The organism is Prevotella sp. Sow4_E9_plate (assembly GCF_052116205.1).
GTDB lineage: Bacteria > Bacteroidota > Bacteroidia > Bacteroidales > Bacteroidaceae > Prevotella.
In genome coordinates this window covers 17,979-33,091 of sequence record NZ_JBQKLN010000022.1, presented here as the reverse complement: position 1 = coordinate 33,091, position 15,113 = coordinate 17,979, and the positions used below count along the sequence as shown (strand labels likewise).

17 protein-coding genes are annotated in these 15,113 nt (G+C 44.2%); 9 read left to right on the top strand and 8 right to left on the bottom strand.

The window, feature by feature from the left end; all coding sequences use genetic code 11:
* Positions 1-21: 21 nt before the first annotated feature.
* The 8 genes from ACTQ53_RS09995 (at position 22) to ACTQ53_RS09960 (ending at position 9,331) form a co-directional block, all read left to right on the top strand.
* Entirely contained in the window at positions 22-495 is a 474-nt protein-coding gene (locus ACTQ53_RS09995) for a hypothetical protein (RefSeq protein ID WP_441932910.1), read from the top strand.
* An 18-nt stretch (positions 496-513) separates the two neighbouring features.
* Positions 514-1,170: a hypothetical protein gene (locus ACTQ53_RS09990; RefSeq protein ID WP_441932909.1), complete on the top strand. Its 657-nt coding sequence runs from the start codon at positions 514-516 to the stop codon at positions 1,168-1,170.
* Between the two features lie 5 nt (positions 1,171-1,175).
* Entirely contained in the window at positions 1,176-3,392 is a 2,217-nt protein-coding gene (locus tag ACTQ53_RS09985) for a hypothetical protein (RefSeq protein ID WP_441932908.1), read from the top strand.
* A 9-nt stretch (positions 3,393-3,401) separates the two neighbouring features.
* Positions 3,402-3,743, top strand: a complete 342-nt coding sequence (locus tag ACTQ53_RS09980; RefSeq protein ID WP_441932907.1) for a hypothetical protein — start codon at positions 3,402-3,404, stop codon at positions 3,741-3,743.
* The gene (locus ACTQ53_RS09975) at positions 3,731-4,057 is read left to right on the top strand and encodes a hypothetical protein (RefSeq protein ID WP_441932906.1); all 327 of its coding nucleotides are present in this window, start codon (positions 3,731-3,733) and stop codon (positions 4,055-4,057) included. The genes ACTQ53_RS09980 and ACTQ53_RS09975 overlap by 13 nt, the downstream gene beginning before the upstream one ends.
* Positions 3,996-8,072 (top strand): hypothetical protein, encoded by a 4,077-nt coding sequence (locus ACTQ53_RS09970; RefSeq protein ID WP_441932905.1) that lies wholly within the window; start codon positions 3,996-3,998, stop codon positions 8,070-8,072. The genes ACTQ53_RS09975 and ACTQ53_RS09970 overlap by 62 nt, the downstream gene beginning before the upstream one ends.
* Before the next feature lie 75 nt (positions 8,073-8,147).
* Complete coding sequence (locus ACTQ53_RS09965; protein WP_441932904.1) at positions 8,148-8,786, top strand: hypothetical protein; 639 nt, start codon at positions 8,148-8,150, stop codon at positions 8,784-8,786.
* Between the two features lie 20 nt (positions 8,787-8,806).
* Positions 8,807-9,331, top strand: a complete 525-nt coding sequence (locus tag ACTQ53_RS09960) for a hypothetical protein (RefSeq protein ID WP_441932903.1) — start codon at positions 8,807-8,809, stop codon at positions 9,329-9,331.
* Positions 9,332-9,334: 3 nt separating this feature from the next.
* Here the strand turns inward: ACTQ53_RS09960 and ACTQ53_RS09955 are convergent, their stop codons facing one another.
* From ACTQ53_RS09955 to ACTQ53_RS09930, 6 genes are read right to left on the bottom strand one after another with little or no spacing between them, the layout of a single operon-like run.
* Positions 9,335-9,715 (bottom strand): hypothetical protein, encoded by a 381-nt coding sequence (locus ACTQ53_RS09955; RefSeq protein WP_441932902.1) that lies wholly within the window; start codon positions 9,713-9,715, stop codon positions 9,335-9,337.
* A 3-nt stretch (positions 9,716-9,718) separates the two neighbouring features.
* Complete coding sequence (locus ACTQ53_RS09950; protein WP_441932901.1) at positions 9,719-10,132, bottom strand: DUF7841 family protein; 414 nt, start codon at positions 10,130-10,132, stop codon at positions 9,719-9,721.
* Between the two features lie 56 nt (positions 10,133-10,188).
* Positions 10,189-10,464, bottom strand: a complete 276-nt coding sequence (locus ACTQ53_RS09945) for a hypothetical protein (protein WP_441932900.1) — start codon at positions 10,462-10,464, stop codon at positions 10,189-10,191.
* A gap of 33 nt (positions 10,465-10,497) precedes the next feature.
* On the bottom strand, positions 10,498-10,998 hold the full coding sequence (locus tag ACTQ53_RS09940) for a hypothetical protein (protein WP_441932899.1): 501 nt from the start codon (positions 10,996-10,998) through the stop codon (positions 10,498-10,500).
* A gap of 30 nt (positions 10,999-11,028) precedes the next feature.
* Positions 11,029-11,373, bottom strand: coding sequence for a hypothetical protein (locus ACTQ53_RS09935; RefSeq protein ID WP_441932898.1), 345 nt, complete (start codon positions 11,371-11,373; stop codon positions 11,029-11,031).
* 15 nt (positions 11,374-11,388) lie between these two features.
* Positions 11,389-12,339 carry a hypothetical protein gene (locus ACTQ53_RS09930; protein WP_441932897.1) on the bottom strand — a complete coding sequence of 317 codons (951 nt, stop codon included), beginning with the start codon at positions 12,337-12,339 and terminating at the stop codon, positions 11,389-11,391.
* Positions 12,340-12,840: 501 nt separating this feature from the next.
* Here ACTQ53_RS09930 and ACTQ53_RS09925 point away from each other — a divergent pair.
* Complete coding sequence (locus ACTQ53_RS09925; protein WP_441932896.1) at positions 12,841-13,575, top strand: BRO-N domain-containing protein; 735 nt, start codon at positions 12,841-12,843, stop codon at positions 13,573-13,575.
* A gap of 49 nt (positions 13,576-13,624) precedes the next feature.
* Here the strand turns inward: ACTQ53_RS09925 and ACTQ53_RS09920 are convergent, their stop codons facing one another.
* Together ACTQ53_RS09920 and ACTQ53_RS09915 are read right to left on the bottom strand one after the other, a co-directional pair.
* Entirely contained in the window at positions 13,625-14,563 is a 939-nt protein-coding gene (locus ACTQ53_RS09920) for a M48 family metalloprotease (protein ID WP_441932895.1), read from the bottom strand.
* On the bottom strand, positions 14,560-15,078 hold the full coding sequence (locus ACTQ53_RS09915; RefSeq protein ID WP_441932894.1) for a hypothetical protein: 519 nt from the start codon (positions 15,076-15,078) through the stop codon (positions 14,560-14,562). Before ACTQ53_RS09915 ends, ACTQ53_RS09920 begins: the two co-directional genes overlap by 4 nt.
* Positions 15,079-15,113: the final 35 nt, after the last annotated feature.

The window sequence follows — 15,113 nt, the reverse complement described above, 5'->3', positions numbered from 1 at the left end:
TCCGTTTTAAAATTAGAAAACATGATTAAGACATATAAAGCAAGAGTAAACAATAACAATATTAGCTACCTGCTTCTTGGTAAGCACGGTAATCAAATGCGATACAATTTTACGAATGGAAATGTGGTAACTAACAAATATCCATCAATTACGCTTCGTAATCGTTACGCACAGGATTTACTCGAGTCTAGCTTGCTTTTTGCCAACAACACCATTGTTCTCGACCATGAGGAAGAAGAGTACCCTGGCGAAAAGGCAAAACTTGAAGAGGAGAAGGAAGCGGCATTAGATCCGAATGTTGAGCAGGGAATAGTTAATGAGCATGTCAAGAAGGTAGCTCAGCCTCCAATGAACGAAGAGATAAGAGACATTCGCACAGCAGACGAGGTTATCAATTACGTAAATAATCGTTTTGACAAGGAATGCAAGACCCTTGCTACTGCCATGAAGCATGCTTCTAAGGCTGGTCTTATTTTCCCAGACTTTAACGAGTAACATATATAATAAGGTGTAATGAGTGTAGAAGAAATCATAAAGGCAGTACGTTGGTGCATAGACGAGGAATCCAACAACACATCGGAAATCACCGATGAGAAGGAAGATTTGTATATGGATAATATCATCAAGTCGAAGATTAACGATGCTTTGCATTGGCTTACCATCACGGCATCCTCTTCCGCTGTCTTGGCTGATTCCAAGAAGATTGGCGCTACCACTTCTACCTTGCAGGTTTCAACATACAATGAGCAACTGGGCATTGGAGTAGTCTCAATGGATGCCGGCACAGAGATTATCAATGTCTCTCGCATTCGCGGCAAGGACTGGTTCAAGGCTGTTGTCCCAGTAGAAGATACTTCTGATGAAGCACTCATGATGTTCGATGATACCGCCAAGGGAACAAAAGACCGTCCTCAGGCTACAATCCTTCGGGAAAATCCTATCCGGATTCTCTTGCAGCCAATGGCAGACGAGGCAACCGTTTCTTTTGTCGGCGTTCCAAAGAACATCAATACTGAGTCTTCAACTGATATTGCCGTTCCGGATATGCTGAAAAATGCTTTCATCTACTACATCGCTTATCTGTTGCTCTCTGCATACGATGATACAAAAGCCACTCAGATGTACGCTATTGCCTTACAGCAGCTTGGAGCACAAACTTCTAAAAGCTAGAAAATATGAAAAGAATTCGCATTCATAATGACATTCACGTCAGTTGGGGAATCACAACAAACGGCAAGCAGGAATCACTTGAAACAAAGACCTTGCAAGTGCAGCTTGTCGTATATAATAAGGTGATAGCCATCCCCGATTTCTCCATCAAGGGAAATGTTATTTCTTTCGAGTTTTCTGGTTCTCAGCAGAAGTATTGTGGAGTCTATACCTTGGTGTGCCGTGATACGACTAACGGAAATCTGAGCACCATTGATAAGACCGAAGCTTTCGAGTTGGTTCCTCATAGCGAGGAAGAGCAGGGCACGGACAATCCTAACGTTGCTCTTGAAGTCGTAGCTATCAATACTGATCGTGATTCATCCACCATCGGAAAGGCTGCAACTATTCGTGTTGGCAAGGTCTATACACTCCCTGCTGGCTCCCAAGGATATGTCATTAACGTTGGCACCATTAACGATGCTGTCTTGGAGTTTGGTATCCCTTGTGGCTCTGACGGAAACAATGGATACGATGGAATGGGCGTGATAGCATCTCCTTCATCTGTCATATTCAATGTGCAGAAGGATGGCATCATACCTTCTGCCCAAGACAAGCTGATCCGAATGAAGCTTCTCGTTGGCGGGCATGTGATGAATGATGCAGAGATTGTCAGTATCACGACCACAAACATGGTGTCTGACATTCCGATTGAGTCCGATGGGTGCTCTTTCTACATACGAGGGAGTAATATCTCCACAGTTAATACAACCGACTTGAACGGAAAGCCTATTGTCATACCTTGCACGCAGGCTGAGGCTTATGTCGTTTGCCGTATTCCGGACAGCGATGTTAAGTATGCCGTCACCGTAAGAGCTTACACCAATGTGCAAAGCTTCTATTCTACACTCGTAAGTAATCAGCGTGAGTTCAAGCAGACCTTCACGGAGCTTCGAAACACCGTGAGCGACCAAGGAACAAAGCTGGAGAGATACCACTCTGAGTTTCGTCAGACAGCCGAGAACATTTCCTTGTCAGTCTCAAAGGTCAAGCAAGATGTTGATGGTTCCCTGGAGGATACTAACTCCCGTCTGGATTTTACCGCCTACAGCATCACGTCAACCGTAGAGAAAAACAAAACGGAGCTGAACGACAAGATTGAGAAGGCTAAGAGCGAAATCAAGCAGACTACCGACAGCATTACTGCTAAAGTAGAGGAGTATAAGGCAGATACTGATGGTAAGATAGAAGCAGCGAATTCTAAAATCGAGCAGACCGCTGATAAAATCACCGCTACAGTGGAGTCCAACAAGGAATATACTGACGGGCAGATTGAGAAGGCTAAGAGCGAAATCAAGCAGACTACCGACAGCATTACTGCAACCGTTGCAAAGAACAAGCAAGATGCTGATGGTAAGGTCGAGAACCTAAAGTCCCAGCTTACGCAAACCGCCAACTCATTGTCTTCGGCAATACAGTCAAACAAGGAATACGCCGATGGCAGGATTGACGATTGTAACTCTCGCATCACACAGACCTCTAACAGCATTTCGTCAACGGTCGAGTCTTTACGTAAGTCTGTAGATGGTGATGTGGAGCACCTCCAATCGTTAATCTCACAGAATGCCAGCAGCCTTGCTGTTGTCGGAAATCGCTTCAATTCCGATGGCACACTCAAAAACACCTCTGGACTTCTCACCACTGCCGACAAAGCATCCCTCGTTTCCAAGGAATATGTTGATGGTAAGGTCGTGTCTGCTGCAGAAATCTCCACGATGATTATGAACGGAATTTCAACGGCAAAGATAGACGCAGATAACATCAACATAACAGGCAAGACAATGCGATTTAAAACTGGTGAAATATCCATAGAATCCAATAATTTTACTCTTGATGAAAATGGAAACATAAAGATAAGCGGTGACCTTATTGCAAGAACAGTTCGTTTGAATGTCTCTAATAGCAATGATGTACTGAGTGGTTCGCTACTTTTAGGTTCGTCAATATACACAATGCCAGAATTGGATAACAATGAATTTGTCAATCTAAAGTTAGTTGCTCCATTGGAAACAAGGGTAGGTGTTACTCCACGTTTGTATCCTACAAATAGTAATGTGTTTTTTTGGTGCAATGGTTGGACGAGTGCGCCTATATCAGAGGTGCTAGTACTCGATAATGGAATATTTGATATTGTTGGGTATGGAGCTCCTAACGGAAAAACATATTGGATAATCTCTAAATAAGTTTTTGTCATGAAAATAATCAGAAACAGCATCATCCCTCCAAAGGGATTCATTGCGATAAACCTCTTCGGAGTGTTGTTTGTCAGAGGAAACAAAACCCTCTCGCATCAAACGGTAGTTCATGAACAAATCCATACCAAGCAGATGCAGGAAATGTTATACGTCTTTTTCTACCTCTGGTATGTGTTGGAATGGTTCATTCGCCTCTTGGTTATCCACAACCCTCACAAGGCGTATCGGGCAATCTCTTTCGAACAGGAAGCACGTGTGTATCAGCAATACACCGGCTATCCTTCAAGCAGGACTCATTACAGTTGGACGAAATATCTTACAAAGCAATGGAATACGTAGTTTCAACATACAGCGAAGAGGAACGTGCGTGGATAACCCGGGAGATCCCCTTGCAGCGAGACATCTATTTGATGATTGAACTCAAGCGCCCAGGCAAGCTAGTCATCCGTCAGGATTCTGTCGATGGGAAAAAGCCAAGAGTACCTATCCAAGCACACAAAGATATGGATAAGTTCTATCTCAGAATGAGAATTATCCCAGAGAATGTTAAAATCCAAATATTCACTTCATCAGAACCAAAAGAAATTAAATATGCCTACATTCAGAAAAGACATAAAGTTGGGAACCATGGTTCCTCTTGTCAAGACAGATGATATTGATGATAAGACTTTTCGCAAGTTTCAGGAATCTTTAGCTGAGACGGATGAAGCTCTTGCCAAGGTCAACGGTGTCATTGAAGATGCCAAGTCAGCGACCAAGGACGCAAACAAAGCCTCGCAGGATGCAATCAGTGCAACGCAGGGTGCCAATACTGCAACCAGTAATGCCAACGCCGCCACGGCAAAGGCTAACGAGGCTGCAAACGAGGCTACAGAGAATGCTTCCGCTGCAAACGAGTCTGCAGGCAATGCCAATTCTGCAGCGACAAAGGCTAACGATGCAGCCAATGCGGCGCTTTCTGCTGCAAACAACGTGTCTGAAAGCGTCACAGCCGCCAATGCGGCGGCGAAAGAAGCCCTCTCTGCTTCCGAGCGTGCCAACGATACAGCCCGCCATGCACCTTACGTAGATTCAGATGGCTATTATTACCGGTGGAATCCGGACACAAAGACATACAACAAGACTGATGTCAACCTAACAGGTAAGTCTTTCTCCATCAAGAAGGTGTTCTCTTCCATTGAAGAGATGAACCAGACTGACGTGAACACATTCGCAGAGAACGATTTTATCCTCATCAATACAGTCGATATTGAGGATGAGGACAATGCCAAACTTTATGTCGTGGCTACCAACAGCAAAGGCAAGAAGTTCTACAGCTACCTCGTTGACATGTCGGGCTTCAGGGGCTTCACCGGTAAGACGCCGCAAATCACGATTGGCACTGTTACAACCCTCCCACAAGGCTCGCAAGCAACAGCTTCACTTTCTGCCAACGGAACTGATTCCGATGGCAACCCTATCTACAACCTTAGCTTTGCCATCCCAAGGGGAGATAAGTTCACATTCGATGATTTCACCGAGGAGCAAATCAAACAGTTACAGAAGCCAGCTTTGGATGCTGTGGAGAAGTGTGATACAGCAACAGAGCAAGCTAAGGACGCAACCGCCAAGGCGAACACCGCAGCCGAAAATGCCAATTCTGCAGCAGAGGATGCTACGCAGAAGGCAAATGCCGCAAAGTCAATCAGCGACAGCGTACAGAATGCTGAAGACGACCGTGTAGCAAGCGAGAATACCAGAATTTCTAACGAGTCCAGTCGCATTTCTGCTGAGACTGCTAGGGTGGATGCAGAGAAGAAACGTGAGAGCGATGCCGCTTCATCCATCGGAAAGGTGAATGATGCCGTTAACAATGCCAACGATACCGCCAGCCATCCTACCAAGGTTGGTCCAGACAACTATGTTTATACATGGAACTCTACTACCAAGGAATACGACAAGACCGACATTTTTGTCAAGGGTGACAAGGGTGATCAAGGTGAGAAAGGCGACCAAGGTATCCAAGGCATCCAAGGTATCAAAGGCGACAAGGGCGACCAAGGTATTCAAGGAGAGCGAGGTAATACTGGCGACAAGGGTGATCAAGGCGAAAAAGGTGACAAGGGAGATAATGGTATGTCACCAAAGATTATTGAAGGCAACTGGTGGCTTTACGATGACGCCAGGGGTGACTATTACAATAGTGGCGTTTCTGTATCCTCAGCCTACGAGCTGACAAAGACGAACGTGGAGAATGTGCTCACCGGAAACATCACCACCCACACGCACGACCAGTACGCACTGGAGTCTGCGCTGGCAAGCTATGCCCTCGCTTCCGACCTTGCAAGCGAGGCTGACCGTGCCAAGGTTGAGGAAAAGGCTTTGCGTGACATCATCAACATCATCAACGGCTCTTCCGAGGTGGAAGGTTCGTTCCGAAAGGCTCTCTCTGACCTGATTGGTGGAGCACCAGAGGCTCTGGATACTTTAAATGAGATTGCTGATAAGCTTGCAGCGGACGATACCTTGCACGCCACCATCCAAGATGCCATCACGAAGAAGGCAGACAGGGCTACCACTTTGGCAGGATATGGCATCATAGACGGATATACCAAGAAGCAAATTGACACTATACTCGCCGATTACCTCAAATCCGCAGATGGCAAGGCTGCAGATGCCGACAAGTTAGACGGTGTTCACTTGGATGGGATCTTCACCAGCCTCACAAACACCGACAGCAACCAGATTTCCCTCGCCATTGGTGGGGTGACGAAACTTCTCACCGTGGCTTTCGCTAGCTCGGCAGGCTCTATTGCTTGGGAAAACATCACAGGAAAGCCTGATGCTTATACCCCTAGTGCGCACAAGCATAGTGCAGAGGACATTAATTCTGGTGTGCTCGCAGTTGAGCGTGGTGGTACAGGAAAGGCTACATTGAATGATGCTTCAAATGCACTCGTCAACGCATTAAGTACTGCTTCTTCTGACAGTATTCCTGAGGATGGGGATTACTATGTGTCACAGTTCGCAGGAGGTGGAACTACTACCGTTACTTACCATCGACGCCCGATGAGCCAGCTCTTTGCCTACGTCAGGGGAAAGCTTGGTACGCTTGCTCTAAAGAGCGCCATCGATTGGACCGAGATTCAGAACCACCCGACAAAGGTAAGCGAGTTCACGAATGATGCTGGCTACCTTACCGAGCATCAATCCCTCGCCTCTTACCTCACCAAGACGGATGCAGAGAACACTTATCAGCCAAGGGGAAACTACATCACCTCTCACCAGTCACTCGATGGGTACGTCAACGATATATCCGTTACAGGCACAGGTAACGCCGTGACGGACATCACCAAGACAGATAAAACTATCGCCATCACAAAGGGAGCGACTTTCTTAACCTCCCACCAAGACCTCTCTGCATACGCCAAGACCTCGCAAATACCAACTAAGGTATCACAGCTCACTAACGACAGTGGATTCCTCACATCTCATCAAAGTTTGGCGGCATACATGAAAACAGTCGATGCCGACAAAAAGTATCTCGGCAAGACGGAGAAGGCTGCAAGCGCATCAAATGCGGACAATGCGGCAATGGTGAATAATCACACCGTCAATGCAAATGTACCTGCAAATGCTAAGTTTACAGATACAGAATATGTAATTCCTACGCTCTCATCTGCTCCTACATCAAGTACGCTCACATTTACAGACAATGGAGTGACACGCTCGTTCAAGGTAGGATATATGTGCCGAGTAGCGGACAGTTCCGCAGAGCATGGGTATAAGTTCTATCAGCTCTACGACATCTCAGGCAATAATGCCGTATGGGGAGAGATTGCTGGAGGTGGAGGTGATTACAATGAAACTGTGACAGTGACACTTAAAAGTACAGTATCATCATCAGATAGCAAGCTGAATGGTGCTGTTGTGACTGTAAAGAATACAATGACTAACGAAACTCAGACACAGACTTGGAATGGAACACCTCTTGTATTCAAGATTCCTTCGGTTAATACGTATACTGTAAGTGCAAGTAGCGTAAGTGGATACACTACACCAGTAGAACTATCCTATACTGCTGGCGTAGGTACAAGTAGAGCTGTTGTGATGACATATAAATATATCTATGTCGGTGTATATATATATGATACGGATGGTAATTTCACCAAGCCTGATGATTGGAATACCGCTAATAACGGAAAGGCAGTAGGTGTATATGTAGGCACAGAGAATAGTAAGTTCGTGATTTCGCCTACTTATCCTACTTCTGGAAGTGGCTCTAGATGGGGCAATAATAATACGACTGTCCCTGAAATTATAACTACTGAAAACGTTAATATAGCTAGAAAAGACTATGCTGGCGAAGAAAATACAAATAAGATTATTTCTAAGTTCGGAGCAACTTCACAAATAGCTGCAACTTACTGCCGTAATTATACCTTTAAGAACGGAAAGAAAGGATATTTGTGGTCATTAGGTGAAGCCTATGATGCTTTTAATAATATAGATGCAATAGAAGGGGCACTGCAAAAAATTGGCGGTGATATTATTGAGTTAAGTGATCATTGGACGTCTACTCAGCATTCCGTTAACTATGCGTGGGTGCAGGATATGATTGGTGGTGGTAGTCCATACCGCCAAAAGAACGAAACAGGCAGATTTTCACGTCCAGTGTGCTCTTTATAATCATTTAAAACTTTACCCCTTTCTGCAAGCAAGCAGGAAGGGGCGTGTAAGGGAAATATAATTATTGTTAGAATTATGGTAAAAACGTTTGGAGAATCAGCCGATTTTGCGGCTTTTAAGGTTGTGGATGGAGACATCTACAGAGTTGCATGGGCTAAGACCATGCAGATTGATAAAACAGAGGATGGGCAGGAAAAGGAGTCCTCGCTCTGTGATTATATGCTTGAGCGGTATGACTACAAGCCGAGCATGGATTTGGTGTTGAACGACATCTTGGCGAGTGGAGAGCAAGCAAGCATGGAGGAGATTAGAGAGATTAGTGAGGGTCTTGGCGCAGAGCCATTGGAGTATATGAAGAAGACGATGCTTGCCTACATCGAGAAGTACGATGCTTCTTCGTCCGTCAACTCTTTCCTGCTTAACGGAATGGAGGTATGGCTCGACAAGGTTACACGTATGGGGCTGATGAACTCTACCACCATTGCCAAAGCATCAGGGCAGAAAACAACAACATTGTGGCTTGGTGGACTGAAACTAGTTGTGGATTGTGACAAGGCAATCCAGCTACTATCAGCCCTTGAAATGTATGCACTGGAGTGCTTCAATGTCACAGCAAGCCACAAGGCAACAGTAGGAGAATTGAAGACTATTGAAGAAGTGGAAGCCTATAACTATAAGACTGGCTATCCGAAGATGCTTGAGATGAGTGTTTAACTAATTAAAATGAAAAGATTATGTATGTACTAAGTATTATTTCGTTTCTTCTCTTGGGAGGATTTCTACTTCTCGCAGCGATGCGCTTTAGTGTCCCTTCGATGGTGAGCGACGTATATTATCAGCTACAGAACTGTGCTGGTAGTGAGGTAATTGGTGATAAGCGCAAGCGAAATTATGGCTGGGTGTTCACGTTGGTCATGTTTCTGAGTGCTATTCTTATGCTTATTCCTTTGCTCGACTCGGGTAAGGGTATTCAGTTCCTTGCGTTCCTCGGATGCGTAGGGCTGATGTTCGTAGGTTTCGTTCCTCGATACCTTGATAGTACGGAACATATCATTCATAAATCAGCAGCTATTACAGCAGCTATCGGGTGCGTGGGCTGGTGTGCGAGCGTGAGCATCATTCCTACCCTTGTCATACTGACTGCCTATCTCGCTTATGCCTATCACAGTCGCAGGGACAAGGCTAGCCATCCTTGGTATTGGGTTGAAGTCTGTGGTTTTATAGATGTGTTTGCAACGTATGCTATCATTCATTTATAGATTTTATATAATTCTTTTGCAGCAAGCCTGCACCAATCCACCAAGCAAGTAGCAAGCCTCCTCCCCATACATATTTATCAAAAACTGCTCGGAAATATGCTGAACCACATGCAGCATTTCGTGGCAGAGGCTGTTCATGTATTCAGCCTTTGAAGTAGCCCATCCTATAACAACCACCGTTTTTCTAATATTAACATTAGAATATGTTATCCCTTTGTTCGCTTCACATTCGAGCACGAGATTACAGGCATCTTCGAGAGGAATTCCGATGCATCCCAAATCCCGAAGATACCTTCTTACCTTCATGGCATCCTTTGAGTGAACATCATACATCACATGTACCGTCCAGTCGTACCTTTCCAAGTAAATCTCCTGCTCTTTCATATTTTACAATATCTCTTCCCAAGGAATGCCCACACCATTAAATGATGTGTCTGCATAGAAGCGGTTGAAGATAAAACCGTCCTGCTGATCCTCATCATCCACGTAGTCCTTGATGAACTGAGCCATCTGTTTCTCTTCCGTGATAGACGAGCCATAGAAATCGGCTAAGCACATGTGCGCGATGTAGCAAGCGTCATAGCCCACATTATTCTCCAGCACGATATTGTTCTTCTTCAGGATGTCCTCAATATCATCCTTGCTCATCATGCGGATAGGATTACCGTTCTTCCGCATCTGCTTCACTGCCCACTCACACATCTTCTTATTGAAGTGCCAGCCGTTATGTCTCAGGTAAGCCTTCATTTCCTCAGGCTGGTAATCGTAGGCGTTCAAAGGTTGTCTGTATTTTCTTTCCATAATCTCAATCAATTTAAGAAAGGGGTATGCCCACTTTTGAGCACACCCCAAACTAGTTAGTAATCTTCTCCGTAATCACTTCTGTAATCACGTACACGGTCTTCACGTTGGCGCATGTCGTCGTACTCTTCATGCTCTCGCATACCACTTCTACCTCCACGACCTCTATAATCGGGCATGCGGTTGCGCTCGCCGTATCTGTCACGTCTGCCTTCGCGCTTCATTTCATCAAGGCAGCTCATAGCCTTTCCAAAGTAGCGCAAGCCCTTCTCCACGTTCTCATACAAGCCATCAAACTTGTCTTCTGTAATCTCAATCATTACCATAATCATAAGATTTTAAAAGTGAATAGATAGGATAGGAGATTACTTGCTTGCCACCTGTTCGAGCAATCCCATCATTCTGTCAAGCTTGCCCTCCATGCCTGAAACCTTGCCTTCCAGCTTGGAAATCTTCTCAGCCTGTTCCTTCTCCTTGGCTATCTGGGGGTTGAGCTGCAGTAGCATTCCCTCACAAGATTTAACGACTCTCTCATGGTAATCTACGTTCTCCAGTATCGCCTTGGATTGTCTCAACATCGCATCGACCTCCGCACTCATGGCTTCCTTGTTGTCGCTGACCACAAGGTTCTTGTCGTTGGCTATCTGTCCGTTGGCAGGCAACTGTTTGAAATCCACTTCCTCGTCATTGATCTTCACCTTCACATCAACCACTGTTTCCATAGGCTGAGGCGTGAAGCCATTGTTAAAGGTAGGGTATTTCGTCTGAGGGTTGCTCACCGAAACAACCTGACCAATCTGCAAGTTCGGGTTTTCGCCCTTGTCGAGCACATAGAATAAAGAATTTGTTCTTAAACCTTGAAACATAATGTAATCTCCTATTATCTATTCTGTTTGTTAAACAATACCCGTCATCAGCTGAAGGGTGTTAGTATCTCGCTCGAACCAGAGCTGAACAACTCCAGTTCCCGGCACGTCTGCAACCGTCAATGCTTCACCATTGAACTTGGTTACATCCTGTGTTACTCCGTTGGTCTCGAAAAGGATAGGCAGCGTACCAGTCGTTCCAGTCGGAATAGCCTGTTTCAGATTCACGAAAATCGTTCCCCTGTAGTTGGCATTCACGAAGGCGTGGTTTTTAAAGGTGAACACCACATTGGCGGTATTCACCTTCACGCCAGTAGAAGCGATAGCCGCCGAACCGTTACGATTCACCCAAGTAAAAGGTCTTAACCATAACATAGCAGCCTCCTTTCTTTAACCCCAGAATCCTGCACCGTTAGCAGCATTCAAACCATACAGTCCCATCTGTGCCGCAACACAGTTCGGGACTGCTGTTGCTTGCGAATAATTCAGAGTCACGGTCTCAGGCATCTTGCACTTGATACCAGCAACCTCGTTCTGCAGACCAGCCAATACCGCATTAATAGGTGCTACAGCCTGACCAACGATTTGTGAAGTCATTGCGGAAGCCTTGAAGGTACTGTTCTCATCACGCAGAGCATCAATCTTATTCTGCATTTCCCTAAACTCAGCGGCGGTTTGACCAGCCTTCAATTCTGCTGTTGCTTCCTTAATGGCGTTATGCAAATCGCAAGTCTGGTCCTTGGTAGCATAGGCAAGGGAAGAAACCGCACGCTCCTGACTTACAGCCACGTTGTTGATGGCATTCTGCAAAGTACCAGTCTGCTGGCACATTGCCAAGCGGTTCTCGCAGCAGCAGTTTGCAATCTGCTGAGCAATCTGCATGTTACCCTGCTGCAAAGCATTGATGGTCTGCATACCGCTCATACCAACCTGATTACCTACACTCTGAACCTGTGAAGTCAAGGCAGAAATGGCATTCTGAATCTGTCCATCGGTACAATTGAGCTGAGTAGCGAGATTACTGAGTGCGTTACGATTACCGCCGATGGCATCCATCAAGAGGCTACGACCGTAGTCATTGTTAATCTCGTTAGCAAGACCGCCACGACCGTTATTGCCGAAGCCGCCCCAGCCATTGCCGCCCCAACCCATAAGGAAGAAGAGGAAGATAACCCACATGAACCAACCACCTTCACCGCACATTCCGTTGTTACCCTTCATGGCGAGAAGCACATTTGGATCCACACCCTGCTTCTGGAGCAGAGGAGCAAGAAGTCCAAGCATTCCGTTTGAACCTCCGTTTTGGTTTTCACCAAAGATGTATGTCTTAGATTCTGACATATTAAATGATAGATTAATCGTTTCGTCCACTATTGAACTTGGTGCAAAGTTACGAAGAAAGCATGGAGCTTCCTAACTATGCTCAAATATTATTTTCAGCGAGGTAATTTTCTGAGTGCCAGTAATATATACTGAGTAATCTGCTGCTCATACCATAAGCCCAGTCGTACCACGTCTAAAATATTAATTCTCGAAAACAGTTAAATGATGTGAAGTGCCGATAAACAAAGGGGATTCCAAAGATAATGCGTAGAACTGTCGCCGAACTGTTGTTGATAGGTTTACGCTATACTGATTTCTTAACTTTTAAAATTACGCTTATTCCGAAAAATCGTGCTATCTTTGCACTCGTAAGTTCGTGAGGTGAGAGGCACAAACAGACAAAGAATTAATGGATTTTATCATACAATATACAATGCCCTGTCTGCACCTCTCACACTAGCGGATGGGGCATTTCTTATGCCCTTTCATTTGAGGTTGAATTTAAAAATATATATAAGTATGAATGAGATTACATTAATCAGTAAGTCAACTTTCCTTGGTAAGGAGATTGATGTGTATGGGAATGCAGAGAATCCTCTGTTTAAGGCAAAGGATGTTGCAAAATGGTTGGAACTTACAAACGTTTCAGACATGGTTAGTAGAGTTGATAATGATGAGGTGACTAAGTTGAACTTAGGCAGCTTGGAAGGTGAAACATGGTTCCTTACAGAGGATGGTCTTTACGAAGTCTTGATGCAGAGTCGCAAGCCGCAGGCTAAGCAGTTCAAGAAGGGAGTGAAGGAAATCTTGAAGTCTATCCGTCGCACAGGATGCTATTCTGTCACGAATGTAATCAAGGATAGAGTAGAGGCTGGTATGATGTGGGTGGAAGGCTGCAAGCGAATCCTTAACCTCAGCGATTCATCAACGCTTGCATTGATACAGAAGGTAGCAGAACCTCTTGGCTTGCCTTCTCCCGACTACGTAGCCAGCGAGGGCGTGATGCATTCGGCATCCGAACTATTAAAACGCTTCGGCTCTAAAATGTCAGCATTGAAGTTCAACCAACAGATGGTTAAACTCGGTTTCTTGAAAGAAGAAACCCGACAGGGAACCACAAAGATTCACAAGTTCAAGGTAATTACCGAGAAGGGTAAGTCGTATGGAGAGAACCAGGTCTCTCCAAAGAACCAGAGTGAGACGCAGCCACGATGGTATGATGATAAGTTTGAAGAGCTGTTGAAAGCTATATAATTAATAAGGTGGGTGATGGCTGAATAATTAGCCAGAGCACCCACCTTGTCTATTTCTTCTTTTTATCATATTTTTCTATATCCAACAAAACCTTCTTTCTGAATACCGCAGAAGGATGATCGTCCTTTTTGGAAGTCTTTTTATATCCTTCCATTGCTGCAATTTTATCAAGAACGCATATCCAGATTTTTGGGTCGGCTCCAATAAATTGCATAAAGCGATAGGCTGCTATATCTGCCTCAATCTCTTGCTCTCTAGAATAGCGCATCTTATAATTGCTAGTTGCAAGATAAGCATCCCTATCAAAGGCGTGACCGGCAAGCAAAACGTTTTGCTGATATTGTTCATTGTTAGAAGAACTATAAGTTGAGTTGTATGCACCTGAGTATGCAACGGCTGTAGCTGCCAATGCGCCACCAAGTTCTGCCCACATCTTGTTATTGCTCTCTTTCTTGTTTGCGGCGTATATGTGGTTAAGAGAATGCTTGCCAACGAAATGTTGTATTTCATGTGCTAGTACGGCAACAATCTCCATTGTGTCCAGCTTCTCAATTAATCCTGTGTTGAGAAAAATTAATCCAGTAGGGTAGGTGGATGCATTAAACTCGTTGCTAGGATTTATATGAACCTCAATATCGCCATCAATCTTATAGAAATTGAAGATGTTGTTAAGTTTATCTAATAGCCCCTTGTATTTAAGGTCGCAATATTTATTAGGTTTAATCTTACTTTTTATGGTGTTACATGTTAGAACGTACTCTGACATAGATCTTTTGGCAGTCTTTGACTTTGCAGAATATATTCTGTCTATCTTTTTGTCATACCAATGTCTCTTCCACCAAAACTCTGCAACCTTATTTTTCGGAAGACTTTTTAGTTCTGATGGTACATCGTATTGTTTGATATAATTCTCACATTCCCATGAACTTTGAGCATGGCACATAGAAGCCAAAGCTATTATGGTTACTATTGATAATATCCTTTTCATAAGCTTTCATTTAAATAATCAAATTCTCCATATTTAATACTAACCAAGTATCCTGATTTTGGAACTTTTGTAATATATAATTTAAATGCATAATCACCAGAATTGACAGGAGAAGTGCCGCCATAATAACATTTAAATTTATCTCCTTCAATTTCTTCCTGCATTTCGTATTTATTACCCAGGATTCCCTTTAGAAATTCTCGCTTTCTTTTTGCATCATCAGCTGTGTCCGCAAAGAACCCTAAAATACATTCATTAAAATAGCTTCTTACTCCATCGGTTTGGAAAGAAAAGTAGCCAAAATCAAATGTTATGCCAGCATATCTTATATTGTCAAACTCTAGCAAATTTAGCTCATCCATATTTGGATCACCGTATTTTGCCGTAAGAATTGAGCGGGTTGTGGGTCTATCCGACCCAAATTCAACACCACACATTTCTGTCACAACATCATTTTGCGCAAAACAGCTAGTCGATGCGATAGCTAACAGAATGAATAATATAATTTTCTTCATAAGTTTAATATTTATGTTATTGCAAAAGTACAAAA

Coding starts and splice junctions, on each gene's coding strand:
- ACTQ53_RS09995 (WP_441932910.1), top strand. CDS start 22: ATGATTAAGACATATAAAGCAAGAGTAAACAATAACAATATTAGCTAC.
- ACTQ53_RS09990 (WP_441932909.1), top strand. CDS start 514: ATGAGTGTAGAAGAAATCATAAAGGCAGTACGTTGGTGCATAGACGAG.
- ACTQ53_RS09985 (WP_441932908.1), top strand. CDS start 1,176: ATGAAAAGAATTCGCATTCATAATGACATTCACGTCAGTTGGGGAATC.
- ACTQ53_RS09980 (WP_441932907.1), top strand. CDS start 3,402: ATGAAAATAATCAGAAACAGCATCATCCCTCCAAAGGGATTCATTGCG.
- ACTQ53_RS09975 (WP_441932906.1), top strand. CDS start 3,731: ATGGAATACGTAGTTTCAACATACAGCGAAGAGGAACGTGCGTGGATA.
- ACTQ53_RS09970 (WP_441932905.1), top strand. CDS start 3,996: ATGCCTACATTCAGAAAAGACATAAAGTTGGGAACCATGGTTCCTCTT.
- ACTQ53_RS09965 (WP_441932904.1), top strand. CDS start 8,148: ATGGTAAAAACGTTTGGAGAATCAGCCGATTTTGCGGCTTTTAAGGTT.
- ACTQ53_RS09960 (WP_441932903.1), top strand. CDS start 8,807: ATGTATGTACTAAGTATTATTTCGTTTCTTCTCTTGGGAGGATTTCTA.
- ACTQ53_RS09955 (WP_441932902.1), bottom strand. CDS start 9,715: ATGAAAGAGCAGGAGATTTACTTGGAAAGGTACGACTGGACGGTACAT.
- ACTQ53_RS09950 (WP_441932901.1), bottom strand. CDS start 10,132: ATGGAAAGAAAATACAGACAACCTTTGAACGCCTACGATTACCAGCCT.
- ACTQ53_RS09945 (WP_441932900.1), bottom strand. CDS start 10,464: ATGATTATGGTAATGATTGAGATTACAGAAGACAAGTTTGATGGCTTG.
- ACTQ53_RS09940 (WP_441932899.1), bottom strand. CDS start 10,998: ATGTTTCAAGGTTTAAGAACAAATTCTTTATTCTATGTGCTCGACAAG.
- ACTQ53_RS09935 (WP_441932898.1), bottom strand. CDS start 11,373: ATGTTATGGTTAAGACCTTTTACTTGGGTGAATCGTAACGGTTCGGCG.
- ACTQ53_RS09930 (WP_441932897.1), bottom strand. CDS start 12,339: ATGTCAGAATCTAAGACATACATCTTTGGTGAAAACCAAAACGGAGGT.
- ACTQ53_RS09925 (WP_441932896.1), top strand. CDS start 12,841: ATGAATGAGATTACATTAATCAGTAAGTCAACTTTCCTTGGTAAGGAG.
- ACTQ53_RS09920 (WP_441932895.1), bottom strand. CDS start 14,563: ATGAAAAGGATATTATCAATAGTAACCATAATAGCTTTGGCTTCTATG.
- ACTQ53_RS09915 (WP_441932894.1), bottom strand. CDS start 15,078: ATGAAGAAAATTATATTATTCATTCTGTTAGCTATCGCATCGACTAGC.